Raw genomic sequence first — 15,614 nt, 5'->3', positions numbered from 1 at the left:
ATGATGCTCGCTCCGCTCGCGGCGGACCTGCCCGACCCCGGCCTGGCCGCCTTCGGCCAGGACCCGTGGTGGGTCATCGCCCTCAAGGCCGTCTTCATCTTCCTGATCCTGGTGCTGCTGACGCTCTTCAACATCTGGTTCGAGCGCCGGGTCGTGGCCCGGATGCAGCACCGCGTCGGCCCCAACGTGCACGGACCCTTCGGGCTCCTGCAGTCGCTGGCCGACGGCGTGAAGCTCGCGCTCAAGGAGGACATCATCCCCAAGGCGGCCGACAAGGTCGTGTTCCTGCTCGCGCCGGTCATCGCCGTCGTCCCGGCCTTCGTCACCTGGGCGGTCATCCCGCTCGGTCCCGTGGTCAACTTCTTCGGCCACGAGACGCCGCTGCAGCTGACCGACATGCCGGTGGCCGTCCTCTTCATGCTCGCCATCGCCTCGATCGGCATCTACGGCATCGTCCTCGGCGGCTGGTCGTCCGGCTCGACCTACTCCCTGCTGGGCGGCCTGCGCTCCAGCGCGCAGATGATCTCCTACGAGGTCGCGATGGGCCTCGCCCTCGTCGCGGTGTTCCTCTACGCCGGGTCGATGTCGACCTCGGAGATCGTCGCCGCGCAGGACCGGCTGTGGTTCGGGCTGATCCTGCTGCCGTCGTTCGTCATCTACGTCATCTCGATGGTCGGCGAGACCAACCGCGCGCCCTTCGACCTCCCCGAGGCCGAGGGCGAGCTGGTCGGCGGCTTCCACACCGAGTACTCCAGCCTCAAGTTCGCGCTGTTCTTCCTGGCCGAGTACATCAACCTCGCCACCGTGTCGGCCATCGCCACGACGCTGTTCCTCGGCGGCTGGGCCGCGCCGTGGGGCATCGAGAACGTGTGGGAGGGCGCCAACAGCGGCTACTGGCCCCTGCTGTGGTTCTTCGGCAAGGTCTTCTGCTTCATCTTCCTGTTCGTCTGGCTGCGCGGCTCTCTGCCCCGCATGCGCTACGACCAGTTCATGGCGCTGGGCTGGAAGGTCCTCATCCCCGTCTCGCTGGCCTGGATCGTGGCCGTCGCGACCATCCGGGTGATCTCGCTCGAGGGCAACATCAACCGCACCTACCTCGTGGCCGCGATCGCCGTCCTGCTCGTCCTCACCGTGGCGCTGATGTTCGTCGGCGACAAGTCCGACAGCTCGGGCGAGGAGTCCTCGACCGAGGCGAGCGAGGAGCCCCACGACGCGTTCGCCGGCGGCTTCCCCGTGCCGCCGATGCCTGCCGGCGGCGCCGTACGCGGAGGCGCCGCGCCGCTGTCGTTCGCCCAGAGCCGCACCACCGTCACCGCTGCAGCGGAGGAGAACCATGAGTGAGTCCCCTCAGTCCGGGCAGGGGTCCAAGGGCATCAAGGAGAGCCTCTGGGACCCGATCGCCGGGTTCGGCGTCACCTTCCGGACGATGTTCAAGAAGGTCGTCACCGAGCAGTACCCGTTCGAGAAGCTGCCGACGGCTCCCCGCTTCCACGGCCGGCACCAGCTCAACCGCTGGCCCGACGGCCTGGAGAAGTGCATCGGCTGCGAGCTGTGCGCCTGGGCCTGCCCGGCCGACGCGATCTACGTGGAGGGGGCGTCCAACGTCGACCTCCCCGACGGCTCGGGGCGCTTCAGCCCCGGTGAGCGCTACGGCCGCGTCTACCAGATCAACTACCTGCGCTGCATCCTGTGCGGGCTCTGCATCGAGGCGTGCCCGACCCGCGCGCTGACGATGACCAACGAGTACGAGCTCGCCGACGACAACCGCGCCGACCTGATCTACGAGAAGTCCGACCTGCTCGCGCCGCTCCTGCCCGGCATGGAGGAGCCGCCGCACGCGATGCGGCTCGGCGACGACGAGGGCGACTACTACCGGGGGGCCACGCGATGACCTTCTGGATCCTGGCCCCGATCATGGTGGCCGCCGCGCTGGGCATCCTGTTCGTCCGCAAGGCCGTGCACGCCGCGCTCCTGCTCGCCGTGGTAATGATCAGCCTGGCGGTCCTCTACGCCGTGCTCGACGCGCCGTTCCTCTTCGCGGTGCAGATCATCGTCTACACCGGCGCGATCTTGATGCTGTTCCTCTTCGTGATGATGCTCATCGGCGTCGACGCGACCGACTCGGTCGTGGAGACCATCCGCGGCCAGCGCGTGATGGCCGTCGTCCTCGGCCTGCTGTTCGGCACCGTGCTGGTCCTCGGCATCAGCCAGGTCACGCTCGGCGCGGTGGTCGGGCTCGACGAGGCCAACGCCGGCGGCAACGTGCCGGCGATCGCCAACATCCTGTTCTCCCGCTACGTCTTCGCCTTCGAGGCGACCAGCGCCCTGCTCATCACCGCCGCGCTCGGCGCGATGGTGCTCGCCCACCGCGAGCGCCTGACGCCCAAGGCGACGCAGGCCGACCTCGCCGCCCAGCGCCTGCGCGACTACGCCGAGCACGGCAAGCACCTCGGACCGCTGCCCTCGCCGGGCGTCTACGCCCGCCACAACGCGGTCGACACCCCGGCCCTGCTGCCCGACGGCACCGCCGCCGAGTCGTCGGTGTCCCGGGTGCTCGCCGCCCGCGGCACGGTCCGCTCGGCCCCCGCGCTCGCCGACGACATCGACGACGTACGCCGTCAGATCGGTGACCCGACCTCGATGCCCGAGACCTCGGGCAAGGCCGGCGCGCCCGCGACCACCGAAGAGGACGTCGAGAAGGGCGTGCAGAAGTGACCCAGTACATCGTCGCCACCCCAACGACTTCTTCGCTCCTCCGCTGCGCTCCTCCGCGAACAACTCGCCGGGGACCCCGACGCTCGGAGAGGTCGAGCCTTGACTGAATACATTGTCTTGTCGGCGATCCTCTTCACGATCGGCTGCGTGGGTGTCCTCACGCGCCGCAACGCCATCGTGGTGTTCATGTGCGTGGAGCTGATGCTCAACGCCTGCAACCTGGCGTTCGTCGCCTTCGCCCGCCAGCACGGCAACCTCGACGGCCAGATCACCGCGTTCTTCGTGATGGTGGTGGCTGCTGCCGAGGTCGTGATCGGGCTCGCGATCATCATGACCATCTTCCGCACCCGACGCTCGGCCTCGGTCGACGACGCCAGCCTGCTGAAGTACTGAGGGAGCGCTCGTGAACCTGTTGTCCCACTCAGTACTCGCGGTCGGCCTGCCCATGGCCGAGGAGGGTGGCCACCCACCCGTGGTCGCGCCCGACATGGGCGCGGGCGGCGTCTTCGACCTGCTCTGGCTGGTCATCGCCCTGCCGGTGCTCGGCGCGGTCCTGCTGCTCGGCGTCGCGCCGTTCCTGCCGGGCTCGCTCCGGGCGACCGCCGACAAGCACGGCCACCTCGTCGGCACCGCGATGTCGGTCCTGTCCTTCGTGCTCAGCCTCGTCCTGTTCTTCGCCCTGCTCGGCCGCGACGCCGAGTCGCGCCAGGTCGGCCAGCAGCTGTGGACGTGGTTCGAGACCGGGTCGCTGACGGTCGGCATGGACCTGCTCTACGACCCGCTGGCCGCGCTGTTCCTGCTCCTCATCACCGGTGTCGGCTCGCTGATCCACGTCTACGCCATCGGCTACATGGAGCACGACCCGCGCCGTCGCCGGTTCTTCGGCTACCTCAACCTCTTCGTCGCGGCGATGCTCACGCTGATCCTGTCGGCCAACTTCGTGGGCCTCTTCCTGGGCTGGGAGGGCGTCGGCCTGGCGTCCTACCTGCTCATCGGCTTCTGGCAGCACAAGCCGTCGGCCGCCGCGGCCGCCAAGAAGGCCTTCGTCATCAACCGGGTCGGTGACATCGGCCTGTCGCTGGCGATCGCGCTGATGTTCGCCACCTTCGGCACCACCGACTTCGGCGCCGTGAGCGAGCTCGCCGGCGAGGCGAGCCAGGGCACGCTCAACGCCCTGGGCCTGCTGCTCCTGCTCGGCGCGTGCGGCAAGTCCGCGCAGGTGCCGCTGCAGGCGTGGCTGCTCGACGCGATGGAGGGCCCGACCCCGGTCTCGGCCCTGATCCACGCGGCGACCATGGTCACCGCCGGTGTCTACCTGGTGGTCCGCTCCAACTTCATCTACGACCTCACGCCCGTCGCGCAGACCGCGGTCGTCATCGTCGCCACCGTCACGCTCCTCTGGGGTGCTGTCCTCGGCTGCGCCAAGGACGACATCAAGAAGGCGCTGGCCGGCTCGACGATGAGCCAGATCGGCTACATGATGCTCGCCGCCGGCCTCGGTCCCGTCGGCTACCCGTTCGCGATCTTCCACCTGCTCACGCACGGCTTCTTCAAGGCCAACATGTTCCTCGGTGCGGGCTCGGTGATGCACGGGATGAACGACGACGTCGACATGCGCCACTACGGCGCGCTCAACAAGGCCATGCCGGTCACCTTCCTGACCTTCGCGATGGGCTACCTGGCGATCATCGGCTTCCCGGGCTTCTCCGGCTTCTGGTCCAAGGACAAGATCATCGAGTCGGCCCTGGCCGACAACCTGGTCATCGGCCTCCTGGCGCTGCTCGGCGCCGGCATCACCGGCTTCTACATGACCCGCCTGATGCTCATGACCTTCTTCACGACCAAGCGGTGGGAGCCCGACGTCCACCCGCACGAGTCGCCCAAGGTGATGACGGTCCCGCTGATCGTCCTGGCCGCGCTCTCCGTCCTCGGTGGCGCCCTGCTCCTCGGCGACTGGATCGTCACCTGGCTCGAGCCGGTGACCGGTGTCGCGGAGCACCACGAGCCGCCGCTGCCGGCGATCGTGATCACGCTGATCATCACCGCCGTCGTGGCCCTCGGCGTGGCCGCCGCCTGGTTCCTGGTGGGCAGGCGCGAGGTCCCGCGCGAGGCCCCGCAGGACGTGTCGTTCGCGACCCGCGCCGCCCGGGCCGACCTCTACGGCGACGCGATCAACGACGCCGTCGTCGTACGCCCCGGAGCCGGGCTGGTCGGTGGCCTGACCACCTTCGACCGCGTCGGCGTCGACGGTGTCGTCGAGGGCGGGTCGTCCGCCGTCGGCGGGCTGTCCACCACGATGCGTCGAGTCCAGAACGGCTTCGTCCGCTCCTACGCCCTGTCCCTCCTCGGTGGCGCCCTGCTGGTCGTCCTCGCTCTCCTGGCGGTGAACCTCGGATGACCCTGACTGTCCTGATCCTGCTGCCGCTGGTCGGCGCGCTCGTCACGGCCTTCGTGCCGGCCGCGGTCGCCCGGCTGGTCGGCCTCGGCTTCGCCGCCGCGACCCTGGTCGCCGGCATCGTCGCCGCGACGCAGTACGAGACCGGCGGCGGCATGCAGCTGGAGGAGACCCACACCTGGATCGAGTCGCTCGGCGTGCACTACGCGCTCGGCGTCGACGGCCTCGGCTTGCTGATGGTCCTGCTCACGGTCGTCCTCGTGCCGATCGTGCTGCTCGCCGGCTGGCACGAGTCGGAGGCTCCCGGCAACAACGGCGCCCGGTCCTTCTTCGCCTGGACCCTTGCGCTCGAGGCCATGTCGCTGGCGGTGTTCACCGCCACCGACGTGCTGCTCTTCTACGTCGTCTTCGAGGCCACGCTGATCCCGGCCTACTTCCTCATCGGCGGCTTCGGCCGGGCCGGTCGGGGGCGTGCCGCGACCAAGTTCCTCATCTACCAGCTCGCGGGCGGGCTCATCATGCTCGCGTCGGTGATCGGGCTCTACGTCGTCTCCGCCGACGCCGGCAACCCGAGCTTCCTGATCAGCGACCTGGCCGCGATCGACATCGACGAGACCACGCAGCGCTGGCTGTTCGTCGGCTTCTTCATCGCGTTCGCGATCAAGGCGCCGATGTTCCCGGTGCACACCTGGCTGGCCGACACCACGGAGAAGGCGACCACCGGCACCTCGGTGCTGCTGGTCTGCATCCTCGACAAGATCGGCACCTTCGGCATGCTGCGGTTCTGCCTCGGGCTGCTGCCCGACGCCTCGCAGTGGGCGACGCCGGTCGTGGTCGTGCTCGCGCTGATCTCGATCATCTACGGCGCCCTGGTCGCCATCGGCCAGGACGACGTGCTGCGCCTGATCGGTCTCACGTCGCTGTCGCACTTCGGCTTCATCGTGCTCGGCATCTTCGTCTTCAGCTCCAACGGCAGCTCCGGCGCGATCCTCTACATGGTCAACCACGGCATCGCGACGGCGCTGATGTTCCTGGTCGCCGGGTTCCTGATCCACCGCACCGGCACCGCCTCCATCCGCGAGATGGGCGGTGTCGAGAAGGCGGCCCCGGTGCTCGCCGGCTTCTTCCTCGTCGGCGGGCTGGCCGCGGCCGGCCTCCCTGGCCTGTCGCCGTTCGTCTCCGAGATGCTCGTCATCATCGGCGCGTTCGACCACCACTGGCTGGTCGGCTCGGTCGCCGTGCTCGCGATCGTTCTCGCCGCGTTCTACGCGCTCTGGATGTACCAGCGGACGATGACCGGCCCCGACCGGGTGGGCATGGCGCCGGTGGCCGACCTCGACCGGCGTGAGGTGGGCATCCTCGCCCCGCTGCTGCTCGCGCTCGTGCTGTTCGGCTTCTACCCGATGCCGCTGCTCGACGTCATCAACCCGTTCGTCCACGAGTCGCTCGCGAGCGTGGGCATCGGCCAGGAGGGTGGTCCCCAGTGACCGAGTTCGTGAAGCCCAGCATCGAGTACTTCGAGCTCTGGCCGCTGCTGGTCGTCTTCGGGGTGGCCTGCCTCGGCGTCGTCGTCGAGGCGTTCCTCCCGCGCTCGGTCCGCTACACCGCACAGGTCGCGCTGGCCCTGGGCGGCCTCGTGCTCGCCCTGGTCGGCGTGGTGCTGGTGGCCCAGGACGTGCAGACCTACGACGACGGCGCCGCGCGCGGCGTGCTCGCCGTCGGCGGCACGATCGCGGTGGACGGCCCGAGCCTCTTCATCTGGGGCCTGGTCCTCGCGCTGGCCATCGCGGGCGTGCTCCTCTTCGCGGAGCGCCACCTCGACGGCGGGGTGTCGGCGTTCGCCGGCCAGGCGGCCGCGGTGCCTGGCACCGACGCGGAGACCGCGTCGATCGCGGCCAACCGCGAGCACACCGAGGTCTACCCGCTGATGATGTTCGCGGTCTTCGGCATGATGCTCTTCCCGGCGGCCAACGACCTGCTGACGATGTTCGTCGGCCTCGAGATCCTCTCCCTGCCGCTCTACCTGCTCAGCGGCCTGGCGCGTCGCCGCCGCCTGCTCAGCCAGGAGGCCGCGCTCAAGTACTTCCTGCTCGGCGCGTTCTCCTCCGGCTTCTTCCTCTACGGTGCGGCGCTGCTCTACGGCTTCGCCGGCTCCTTGGACTTCGCCGCGATCAACGAGGCCGTGCGCAACGACGTCGGCAACCAGAGCCTGCTGCTCATCGGCACGGGCCTGCTGTCGGTCGGCCTGCTCTTCAAGGTCGGCGCCGTGCCGTTCCAGGCGTGGACGCCCGACGTCTACCAGGGCGCGCCGACGCCGGTCACCGCGTTCATGGCGGCCGGCACCAAGGTCGCCGCCTTCGGCGCGATCATGCGCCTGTTCTACGTCGCCCTCGGCGCGGACCGCTGGTCGTGGCAGCCGATGCTGTGGATCATCGCCGTGCTGTCGATGTTCGTCGGCGCCGCGCTGGCCATCACGCAGACCGACATCAAGCGCCTGCTGGCCTACTCCTCGGTCGCGCACACCGGCTTCATCCTCACCGGCGTGATCGGCCTGCAGGCCTCCGACCAGCTCGCCGTGGGCGAGATCAGCTCGGTCCAGGCGGTGCTCTTCTACCTCGCCACCTACGGCTTCGCCACGCTCGGTGCCTTCGCCGTCGTGAGCCTGGTCCGCGACGGCGGCGGCGAAACGACGGCGATCGACCGGTGGGCCGGCCTCGGCAAGGAGTCGCCGGTGGTGGCCGCGGTCTTCGCGTTCTTCCTGCTGGCCATGGCGGGCATCCCGCTCACCTCCGGCTTCGTGGGCAAGCTCGCGGTCTTCTCGGTGGCGCTCGCGGCGGGCGCGTGGCCCGTCGTGGTGGCCGCCGTGCTCGCGAGCATCGTGGCCGCGTTCCTCTACGTCCGGGTCATCAAGGTCATGTACTTCGACGCGCCCGTCGGCGACGGTCCGAGCGTGGCCTACCCCTCGGTGCTGACCGCCACGACCATCGCCGTCGGGGCCGCGATCACCCTCGTCCTCGGCGTGCTGCCGGGCCCGGTGCTCGACCTGGCGGCGGCTGCGGGAGAATTCATCAGGTGACCGACTCGCCCCTCGCCATGCCCGTCGTCGACCCCGCTCTGGAGGAGCGGCTGGTCGAGCGGCTGGCGCGCATCGAGGAGATGCTCGCCGACCACTGCAAGGGGCGCGCACAGTTCGTCTCGGAGGCCGCGACGCACCTGATGATGGCCGGCGGCAAGCGCTTCCGGCCGCTGCTGGTGCTGCTCGCGGCCGAGGCGGGTCCCCACCCCGACGCCGACGCGGTCGACACCGCCGCGTGCGTCGTCGAGCTCACCCACGTCGCCTCGCTCTACCACGACGACGTCATGGACGAGGCGTCGCTGCGCCGCGGGGCGCACACGGCCAACGCGCGGTGGGACAACAACGTCGCCATCCTCACCGGCGACTTCCTGTTCGGGCGTTCCTCCGAGCTCACCGCCGAGCTCGGCCCCGAGGCTGTCCTCATCCAGGCGCGCACCTTCACCCGCCTGGTCGAGGGTCAGATCATGGAGACGGTGCCCCCGGGGCCCGGCGAGGACCCGCTGGAGCACTACCTCGACGTCGTCGCCGGCAAGACGGGCTCGCTCATCGCCACGTCCGCGCGCTACGGCGCGATGTTCAGCGGGGCGCGCCCCGAGGTCGTGGAGGCCCTGAGCTCCTACGGGGAGATCGTCGGCTCGGCCTTCCAGCTCACCGACGACATCCTCGACATCGCCTCGGAGTCCGACACCTCGGGCAAGACCCCCGGCACCGACCTGCGCGAGGGCGTACCCACCCTCCCGGTCCTGATGGCCCAGGCCTCGACCGACCCGGCCGACGCCCGCCTGCTGTCGCTCCTGGGCCGGCCGCTGGTCGACGACGCCGAGCACGCCGAGGCGCTCGAGCTGCTGCGCCGCCACCCCGCCATCGACCAGGCCCGCGGCCACGTCCTCGCCGAGGCCGCCCGCGCCAAGAAGCTGCTCGAGGCGCTCGACCCCGGCCCCGTGCGCACGGCCCTCGAGTCGTTCGCCGACATCGTCGCCACCCGCACGTCCTGACGCCTCGCGAACCTCACTCGAGGTAGGTGAGCGTCCGGACGCGGTGGTAGCCAAGACGCACGGCACGGGCCAGGTCGTCGCCGGTGACCACGAGGCCGGTGTGCATGGCGGCCATCGCGTAGCCGACGAAACCTGTCGCGGCGTCGTCGTCGGTGTCGGGATCGAGGCAGGCCCGGTCGAACATCGGGCGCAGCTCGGGCGGCACGGACTCCTTCTCGTGCTCCTCGACGTACATGAACTCGTCCGCGTCGAACAGGACGGCTCCGTCGCGAGCGCAACCGAACCGCTCGTGCGCCATGATGTTGCTCCGCGTGACCGCTGCTGCGCCCCCGAGCGCCGAGAGCGCGGCCAGCACCCGGGGACTGGGATCTGCGTAACCGGTGTGCTCGACAGCGACCACGCCGCCGTCGACCTCGGCCAGCGCGTACCCGGAGTAGTCGATGTCCTCGAGGTCCGGGTACGGCTCGCGGCCTGCCTCGGGTTCGGCCCCGAGGAGCCGGAGCACCTCCGCGCGTGTGCCACCTCGGACGAGCAGCACGGTCAGCGACTCGCCATCGATACCCGCGTCCTCGAACATCGCCTCGTAGAGCAGGGGGTCGTGATCCATCCGGGGAGACTAGTGCCGCTCCGCGAGCGGCCGGAGGGCCCCGTCACGCGTTGATCGCAAGGACGATGCGATCGACGACCTCGAGCGTGACGGGCTCGTCGAGGACCTCCCTCACCCAGGCGGCGTTGTGTGCGCGATCCGGGTCGGTCGAGGACGCCAGCCACCGTTCGCAGCCGATCTGGAGGATGTGGCCGAGCTGGGCCACCAGCATGGTCAGGTCTCCACGGTCGGTCAGTCGACCCGGACCGCCGGCGCCGACGTAGGCGTCGTACAACGAACGCATCCGCTCGGGCTCACCCAGCCCGTACTCGAAGAGCGCGCACCCGAGCTCGCCGTTCACGTCGCCGGGGCCGCTGTTCTCCCAGTCCAGCACGACCAGACCGCCTCGCGGCGTGCGGCGGACGTTGTCCGCCCACAGGTCGCGGTGACAGACCGTGGCCGCGAGCGGCGGGGTGAGGATGCCCTCGGCCTCCAGGACCTCGGGGAGGCGGGTCGGGAGGCGACCGGCGAAGGGGGCACCCGCGCTCCGCAGGCGCCCCAGCAGCTCCTGCCAGGCCCCGGCGCCCACCGGGTCGACGTACCAGCCGTCGACGGGGCTGGTGGTCGGCACAGCCGCCGCGTGGATGGACGCCAGCAGGCGTCCGACCCGGCCGGGTTCGAGCCGCTGGTCCGCTGGCAGCACGTCGACCCACTCGTAGACCCGCACGTGGGCGCCGCCGACGTCTGCGAGGACGGTGCCCGCGCCAGTGCGTACGACCGCCGGCATCGGCACACCAGCGGCCCGAACCACGTCCTGGTAGCGCGCATCGAGCTCGGCGTCCTCGACCGAGACCGGGACGTGCGCGTGCTTGACCGCGAACCGGCCCCGCGCCGTGACCAGCTGCCAGACGTCACCGAGGCGCCCGGACGCAACGGGACCGCGCAGGCGAGCGTCCGGTCCCAGCCCGAACCGCTCGGCGATCACACCGGCGTGCGTGGGGTCGAGCACGAACCCCACCGTACGCCGAACACGCCGCGCCCAGCGCGGGGTCGCGGACGGGCAAGCTCGCAGATCGCTCGTCGCTGGTGCGAGCAGACTTCGAGTCAGACGGCGCTGGCCTGGGCGACGAGCCGCAGCTGGCGGCGGCGGTGGTTGAGCGCCTCGACGGTGAAGATCGCGAGCGCCACCCACACGAGCCCGAAGCCGATCCAGCGGCTGGGGGGCATGTCCTCGTGGAAGACGAGGATGCCGAGGGCGAACTGGATGGTGGGGGCGAGGTATTGCAGCAGGCCGAGGGACACCATCGAGACCCGGATCGCCGCGGCGCCGAAGAGCATGAGGGGGATGGCGGTGATGATGCCGGTGGTGGTGAAGAGCAGCGCGTGCCCGACCCCGTGGCTGCCGAAGCTCGAGGCGCCGGTCGCCACGAGCCAGGCGACGTACGCCGCGGCGAAGGGGGCGATCACCATGGTCTCCAGCGTGATGCTCTCCACCGCGCCGACGCCCGCCTGCTTCTTGAGCAGGCCGTAGGTGCCGAACGAGAACGCGAGCACGAGCGCGACCCAGGGCGGCCGGCCGTAGTCGACGGTGAGCACGGCGACCGCGACGAAGGCGATCGCCATCGCGATCCACTGGAGGCGGCGGAGGTGCTCGCCGAGGATGAGCACGCCCATCTGCACGGTGACGAGCGGGTTGATGAAGTAGCCCAGCGAGGTCTCGACGACGCGGTCGTTGTTGACACCCCAGATGTAGCCGCCCCAGTTGATCGTGATGACGACGGCGGCGCAGCTGATCAGGAGGAGCCGACGCCGATTGCGCAGCAGGGCCCGGAAGTGCCCGACGCGTCGCGACAGCACCAGGATGACGAGCATCGTGAGCACCGACCACACGATGCGGTGCGCGAGGATCTCGATCGCACCGGCCGGCTGGAGCAGCGTCCAGTAGAGGGGGAACGTGCCCCACAGGATGTAGGCCAGTGCGCCGAAGATCAGTCCGCGTCGGCTATCTGGCACTCCGGGAGTCTAGGCGCAGCCTGTCGCCTACGATTGGGGAGGCCTCGGGGGCGGGACCCCGACCGCCACACACGTCATCACCACTGAGGGGGAACTCACCATGCGGACTCTCCGCACTGTCCTGGCGGCACTCGTCGCCGCCCTGCTCGTCGTCGGGGGGCTCAGCACGAGCGCCGGCGCCGGGTCGCTGCCCAAGCGGATCATCGATGAGGTGCCGCCGAAGACCAAGCAGGTCTCCTACAGCGCCTTCAAGCTCAAGGGCACCGTGATGGAGCCGCAGGTCGACGGCACCCTGCTGCCCTACGCCAACCAGAAGGTGAAGATCCTCAAGAAGAAGTGCGGCAGCTGCAAGTGGCGCACCGTCAAGAAGGTGAAGACCAACGACAGCGGCGTCTTCAAGACCCGCATCTACGCCCCGGACCGGGGTCGCTGGAAGTGGCGCTCGAAGGTGGACCACTCCAACGGCTACGGCAACACCAAGGGCAAGGTCTGGACCCTGTTCTTCGAGTGACCCCGGCTCAGCGCCGGGAGCACCCGCCCCTGGACGATCAGATGATCGTCCAGGTGTCGCCACCGCCGATCAGCCCCGCCAGCCTGGCGGAGCGGTCGGCGGTGCCGTCATTTGAAGCCTGCTCGACGGCCGCGCTGACCTGCTCGCGCGCCTGGTCGTCGTACGTCGGCCGCTGCACCTGGCGGAAGATCCCGATGGGCGACTGGTCGAGGTAGTCCGCGGCAGTCAGCCGTGAGATCGCGAACGCCGTCGACGGGTCCTCGTTGTGGGCGTCGTGGACCAGGATGTCCGCGGCGTCCACGTCGTTGGTCGCCACGACCGTGACCCCGCCGCTCGCGGTGTCGCGGACCAGCGCCTTGGACCCACGCCCGTCCTCGAGCCTGGCGCCGAACGTGATCGGCTCGCCGTGCACGAGCGGGATGATCGCGTCGGCCTTGGTGTCGGGCGACTTGATCGCGTCGAAGGCGCCGTCGTTGAAGATCGGGCAGTTCTGGTAGATCTCCACCAGCGACGTGCCGCGGTGGGCGGCGGCCGCGGCCAGCACGTGGGTGAGGTGCTTGCGGTCGGAGTCGATCGTGCGGGCGACGAAGGACGCCTCGGCGCCCAGGGCCAGCGAGACCGGGTTGAACGGGTGGTCCAGCGAGCCCATCGGGGTCGACTTGGTGACCTTCCCGGTCTCGGAGGTGGGGGAGTACTGCCCCTTGGTCAGGCCGTAGATCCGGTTGTTGAACAGCAGGATCGTCATGTTGACGTTGCGGCGCAGCGCGTGGATCAGGTGGTTGCCGCCGATCGACAGCGCGTCGCCGTCACCGGTGACGACCCACACCGACAGGTCCTCGCGCGCCGTGGCGATGCCCGTCGCGATCGACGGCGCGCGGCCGTGGATCGAGTGCATGCCGTAGGTGTCGAGGTAGTAGGGGAAGCGCGAGGAGCAGCCGATGCCGGAGACGAAGACGATGTTCTCGCGGCGCAGCCCGAGGTCGGGCAGGAACGACTGGACGGCCTTGAGCACGGCGTAGTCGCCGCAGCCGGGGCACCAGCGCACCTCCTGGTCGGAGGTGAAGTCCTTGCCCGTCTGCGGCCCGTCGGCCGCCGGCACCTGCTCGGTGCCCGAGCGCAGGCCGGGGAGGGGCAGGTCGGTGGAGGTGCCGGTCTGGATGGGCGCGGTCATCAGATGTGCTCCTTCTGGGTGGGCTCGCCCCACACGCCGAGGTCGATGTCGATGCCCTCGGCCTGGCCGACCAGCTCGCCGATCGCGTGGGCGAGCTCGGTGGCCTTGAGGGGAAGACCGCGGACGTGGTTGTAGCCGACGGCGTCGACGAGGTACTTCGCGCGCAGCAGCAGGGAGAGCTGGCCGAGGTTCATCTCCGGCACGAGCACCTTGTCGTAGCCCTTGAGGACCTCGCCGAGGTTGCTCGGGAACGGGTTGAGGTGGCGCAGGTGGGCCTGGGCGACCTGGTAGCCGGCCTTGCGGACGCGGCGTACGCCGGCACCGATCGGACCGTAGGTCGATCCCCACCCGAGGACCAGCACCTTGGCCTCGCCGGACGGATCGTCGACCTCGACCGGGGGGATCGAGTCGGCGATGCGGTCGACCTTGGCCTGCCGGGTGCGGACCATGAAGTCGTGGTTGGCGGGGTCGTAGGAGATGTTGCCGTGCCCGTCGCCCTTCTCGAGGCCGCCGATGCGGTGCTCGAGGCCGGCGGTGCCGGGGATCGCCCACGGGCGGGCCAGGGTCTTCTCGTCGCGCAGGTAGGGCCAGAACTCCGCGTCGTCACCGCTGCCGTGGTTCTTCTCCGTGGCGAACGCGGGGTCGATGACGGGGAGCTCGTCGACGGCCGGCACGCGCCAGGGCTCGGAGCCGTTGGCCAGGTAGCCGTCGGAGAGCAGCAGCACCGGGGTGCGGTAGGTGACGGCGATCCGGGTGGCCTCGACGGCCGCGGCGAAGCAGTCACCGGGGGACTGCGGCGCCACGATCGGCACCGGCGCCTCGCCGTTGCGGCCGAACATCGCCTGGAGCAGGTCGGCCTGCTCGGTCTTGGTGGGCAGGCCGGTCGAGGGCCCGCCGCGCTGCACGTCGACGACGACCAGCGGCAGCTCGGTCATCACGGCCAGGCCGATCGCCTCGGACTTCAGCGCCACTCCGGGACCCGAGGTGGAGGTCACGCCGAGGTGTCCGGCGTACGACGCCCCGATGGCGGCACCGACGCCGGCGATCTCGTCCTCGGCCTGGAACGTCGTCACGCCGAAGGACTTGTGCTTCGACAGCTCGTGGAGGATGTCGGAGGCGGGGGTGATCGGGTAGGTGCCGAGGAACAGCGGGAGCCCGGCCTGGACGCCGCCGGCGACGAGGCCGTAGGCGAGCGCGAGGTTGCCGGTGATGTTGCGGTAGGTGCCGGGAGGAAGCGTGGCCGGCTTGATCTCGTACTGCACGGCGAACGTCTCGGTGGTCTCGCCGAAGTTCCAGCCGGCCTTGAAGGCCGCGAGGTTGGCGTCGCGGATGTCGGGCACCTTGGCGAAGCGCTTGGTGAGGAACGCCGTCGTCGGGTCGGTGGGTCGGCCGTACATCCACGACAGCAGGCCGAGCGCGAACATGTTCTTCGCGCGCGAGGCGTCCTTGCGGGAGAGGCCGAACTCCTTGACCGCCTCGACCGTCATGCCGGTCAGGTCGACGGGGTGGACGGCGTACTCGGCGAGGGTGTCGCCGTCGAGCGGGCTGGTGGTGTAGCCGGCCTTCGTGAGGTTGCGCGCGGTGAAGTCGTGGGTGTCGACGATGATCGTGGCGCCCTTGTGGAGGTCGCCGAGGTTGGCGCGCAGCGCGGCCGGGTTCATCGCGACGAGCACGTCAGGGGCGTCGCCCGCGGTGAGGATGTCGTGGTCGGCGAAGTGCACCTGGAACGACGAGACGCCCGGCAGCGTCCCCTGGGGCGCCCGGATCTCCGCCGGGAAGTTGGGCAGGGTGACGAGGTCGTTGCCGAACGCGGCCGTCTCCTGGGTGAACCGGTCACCGGTCAGCTGCATGCCGTCACCGGAGTCGCCTGCGAACCGGATGATGACGCGGTCGAGCTGCTTGACCTGCTTGTCGGTCTGGGTCACCTCTGCCCTGCTTCCTACGTGTCGCGAGAGTCCTCTCCCAGCTCCCCACGATAGTCGCGGCGCCAGCAGATTCCTGCCGCTCCCCACGTGATGGACGCCTCCTCCCGTACCCCTTCCGCGCGGGCGTGACCCACGACACGCGCCCGAACTCCGGACAATGTCGGCGTCGTCAATAAACTCATGTATCTTTCTCGACATTGCACACCGATCGAGAAAGTCGAGCATCC

General features: G+C 70.0%; 14 protein-coding genes. 9 read left to right on the top strand and 5 right to left on the bottom strand.

Annotated elements, in window-relative coordinates:
- The first annotated feature begins 3 nt into the window (after window positions 1–3).
- The 8 genes from nuoH to NCI01_RS07800 all read left to right on the top strand — a co-directional run bounded on the left by nuoH (window position 4) and on the right by NCI01_RS07800 (window position 9,181).
- The gene (nuoH, locus tag NCI01_RS07835; protein WP_443689964.1) at window positions 4–1,341 is read left to right on the top strand and encodes an NADH-quinone oxidoreductase subunit NuoH; all 1,338 of its coding nucleotides are present in this window, start codon (window positions 4–6) and stop codon (window positions 1,339–1,341) included.
- Window positions 1,334–1,891 (top strand): NADH-quinone oxidoreductase subunit NuoI, encoded by a 558-nt coding sequence (gene nuoI / locus NCI01_RS07830; RefSeq protein WP_172257989.1) that lies wholly within the window; start codon window positions 1,334–1,336, stop codon window positions 1,889–1,891. The genes nuoH and nuoI overlap by 8 nt, the downstream gene beginning before the upstream one ends.
- Window positions 1,888–2,715: an NADH-quinone oxidoreductase subunit J gene (locus NCI01_RS07825; protein ID WP_254180918.1), complete on the top strand. Its 828-nt coding sequence runs from the start codon at window positions 1,888–1,890 to the stop codon at window positions 2,713–2,715. The genes nuoI and NCI01_RS07825 overlap by 4 nt, the downstream gene beginning before the upstream one ends.
- A 99-nt stretch (window positions 2,716–2,814) precedes the next feature.
- On the top strand, window positions 2,815–3,108 hold the full coding sequence (gene nuoK / locus NCI01_RS07820) for an NADH-quinone oxidoreductase subunit NuoK (protein WP_254180917.1): 294 nt from the start codon (window positions 2,815–2,817) through the stop codon (window positions 3,106–3,108).
- Window positions 3,109–3,202: 94 nt separating this feature from the next.
- Window positions 3,203–5,113 carry an NADH-quinone oxidoreductase subunit L gene (nuoL, locus tag NCI01_RS07815; protein ID WP_254181231.1) on the top strand — a complete coding sequence of 637 codons (1,911 nt, stop codon included), beginning with the start codon at window positions 3,203–3,205 and terminating at the stop codon, window positions 5,111–5,113.
- Window positions 5,110–6,597: an NADH-quinone oxidoreductase subunit M gene (locus NCI01_RS07810; RefSeq protein ID WP_254180916.1), complete on the top strand. Its 1,488-nt coding sequence runs from the start codon at window positions 5,110–5,112 to the stop codon at window positions 6,595–6,597. Before nuoL ends, NCI01_RS07810 begins: the two co-directional genes overlap by 4 nt.
- The gene (gene nuoN / locus NCI01_RS07805; RefSeq protein ID WP_254180915.1) at window positions 6,594–8,186 is read left to right on the top strand and encodes an NADH-quinone oxidoreductase subunit NuoN; all 1,593 of its coding nucleotides are present in this window, start codon (window positions 6,594–6,596) and stop codon (window positions 8,184–8,186) included. Before NCI01_RS07810 ends, nuoN begins: the two co-directional genes overlap by 4 nt.
- 17 nt (window positions 8,187–8,203) lie before the next feature.
- Window positions 8,204–9,181, top strand: a complete 978-nt coding sequence (locus NCI01_RS07800; RefSeq protein ID WP_302181801.1) for a polyprenyl synthetase family protein — start codon at window positions 8,204–8,206, stop codon at window positions 9,179–9,181.
- Window positions 9,182–9,194: 13 nt separating this feature from the next.
- Here NCI01_RS07800 and NCI01_RS07795 read toward each other — a convergent pair whose 3' ends face one another.
- From NCI01_RS07795 to rarD, 3 genes are all read right to left on the bottom strand, one after another.
- Entirely contained in the window at window positions 9,195–9,788 is a 594-nt protein-coding gene (locus NCI01_RS07795) for a DUF6461 domain-containing protein (protein WP_254180913.1), read from the bottom strand.
- A gap of 43 nt (window positions 9,789–9,831) precedes the next feature.
- A complete protein-coding gene (locus NCI01_RS07790) occupies window positions 9,832–10,776 on the bottom strand; it encodes a phosphotransferase enzyme family protein (protein ID WP_254180912.1) in 945 nt (314 codons plus the stop codon).
- Window positions 10,777–10,871: 95 nt separating this feature from the next.
- On the bottom strand, window positions 10,872–11,780 hold the full coding sequence (gene rarD / locus NCI01_RS07785; protein WP_254180911.1) for an EamA family transporter RarD: 909 nt from the start codon (window positions 11,778–11,780) through the stop codon (window positions 10,872–10,874).
- 100 nt (window positions 11,781–11,880) lie between these two features.
- Between rarD and NCI01_RS07780 the strand changes: the two genes are divergently transcribed.
- Window positions 11,881–12,291, top strand: a complete 411-nt coding sequence (locus tag NCI01_RS07780; RefSeq protein WP_254180910.1) for a hypothetical protein — start codon at window positions 11,881–11,883, stop codon at window positions 12,289–12,291.
- A 37-nt stretch (window positions 12,292–12,328) separates the two neighbouring features.
- Here the strand turns inward: NCI01_RS07780 and NCI01_RS07775 are convergent, their stop codons facing one another.
- The gene (locus NCI01_RS07775; RefSeq protein ID WP_254180909.1) at window positions 12,329–13,462 is read right to left on the bottom strand and encodes a 2-oxoacid:ferredoxin oxidoreductase subunit beta; all 1,134 of its coding nucleotides are present in this window, start codon (window positions 13,460–13,462) and stop codon (window positions 12,329–12,331) included.
- Window positions 13,462–15,612: a 2-oxoacid:acceptor oxidoreductase subunit alpha gene (locus NCI01_RS07770; RefSeq protein ID WP_372495119.1), complete on the bottom strand. Its 2,151-nt coding sequence runs from the start codon at window positions 15,610–15,612 to the stop codon at window positions 13,462–13,464. Before NCI01_RS07770 ends, NCI01_RS07775 begins: the two co-directional genes overlap by 1 nt.
- Window positions 15,613–15,614: the final 2 nt, after the last annotated feature.

Source organism: Nocardioides pinisoli, from assembly GCF_024199985.1.
GTDB lineage: Bacteria > Actinomycetota > Actinomycetes > Propionibacteriales > Nocardioidaceae > Nocardioides > Nocardioides pinisoli.
This window is presented reverse-complemented; position numbering and strand designations above follow the sequence as displayed.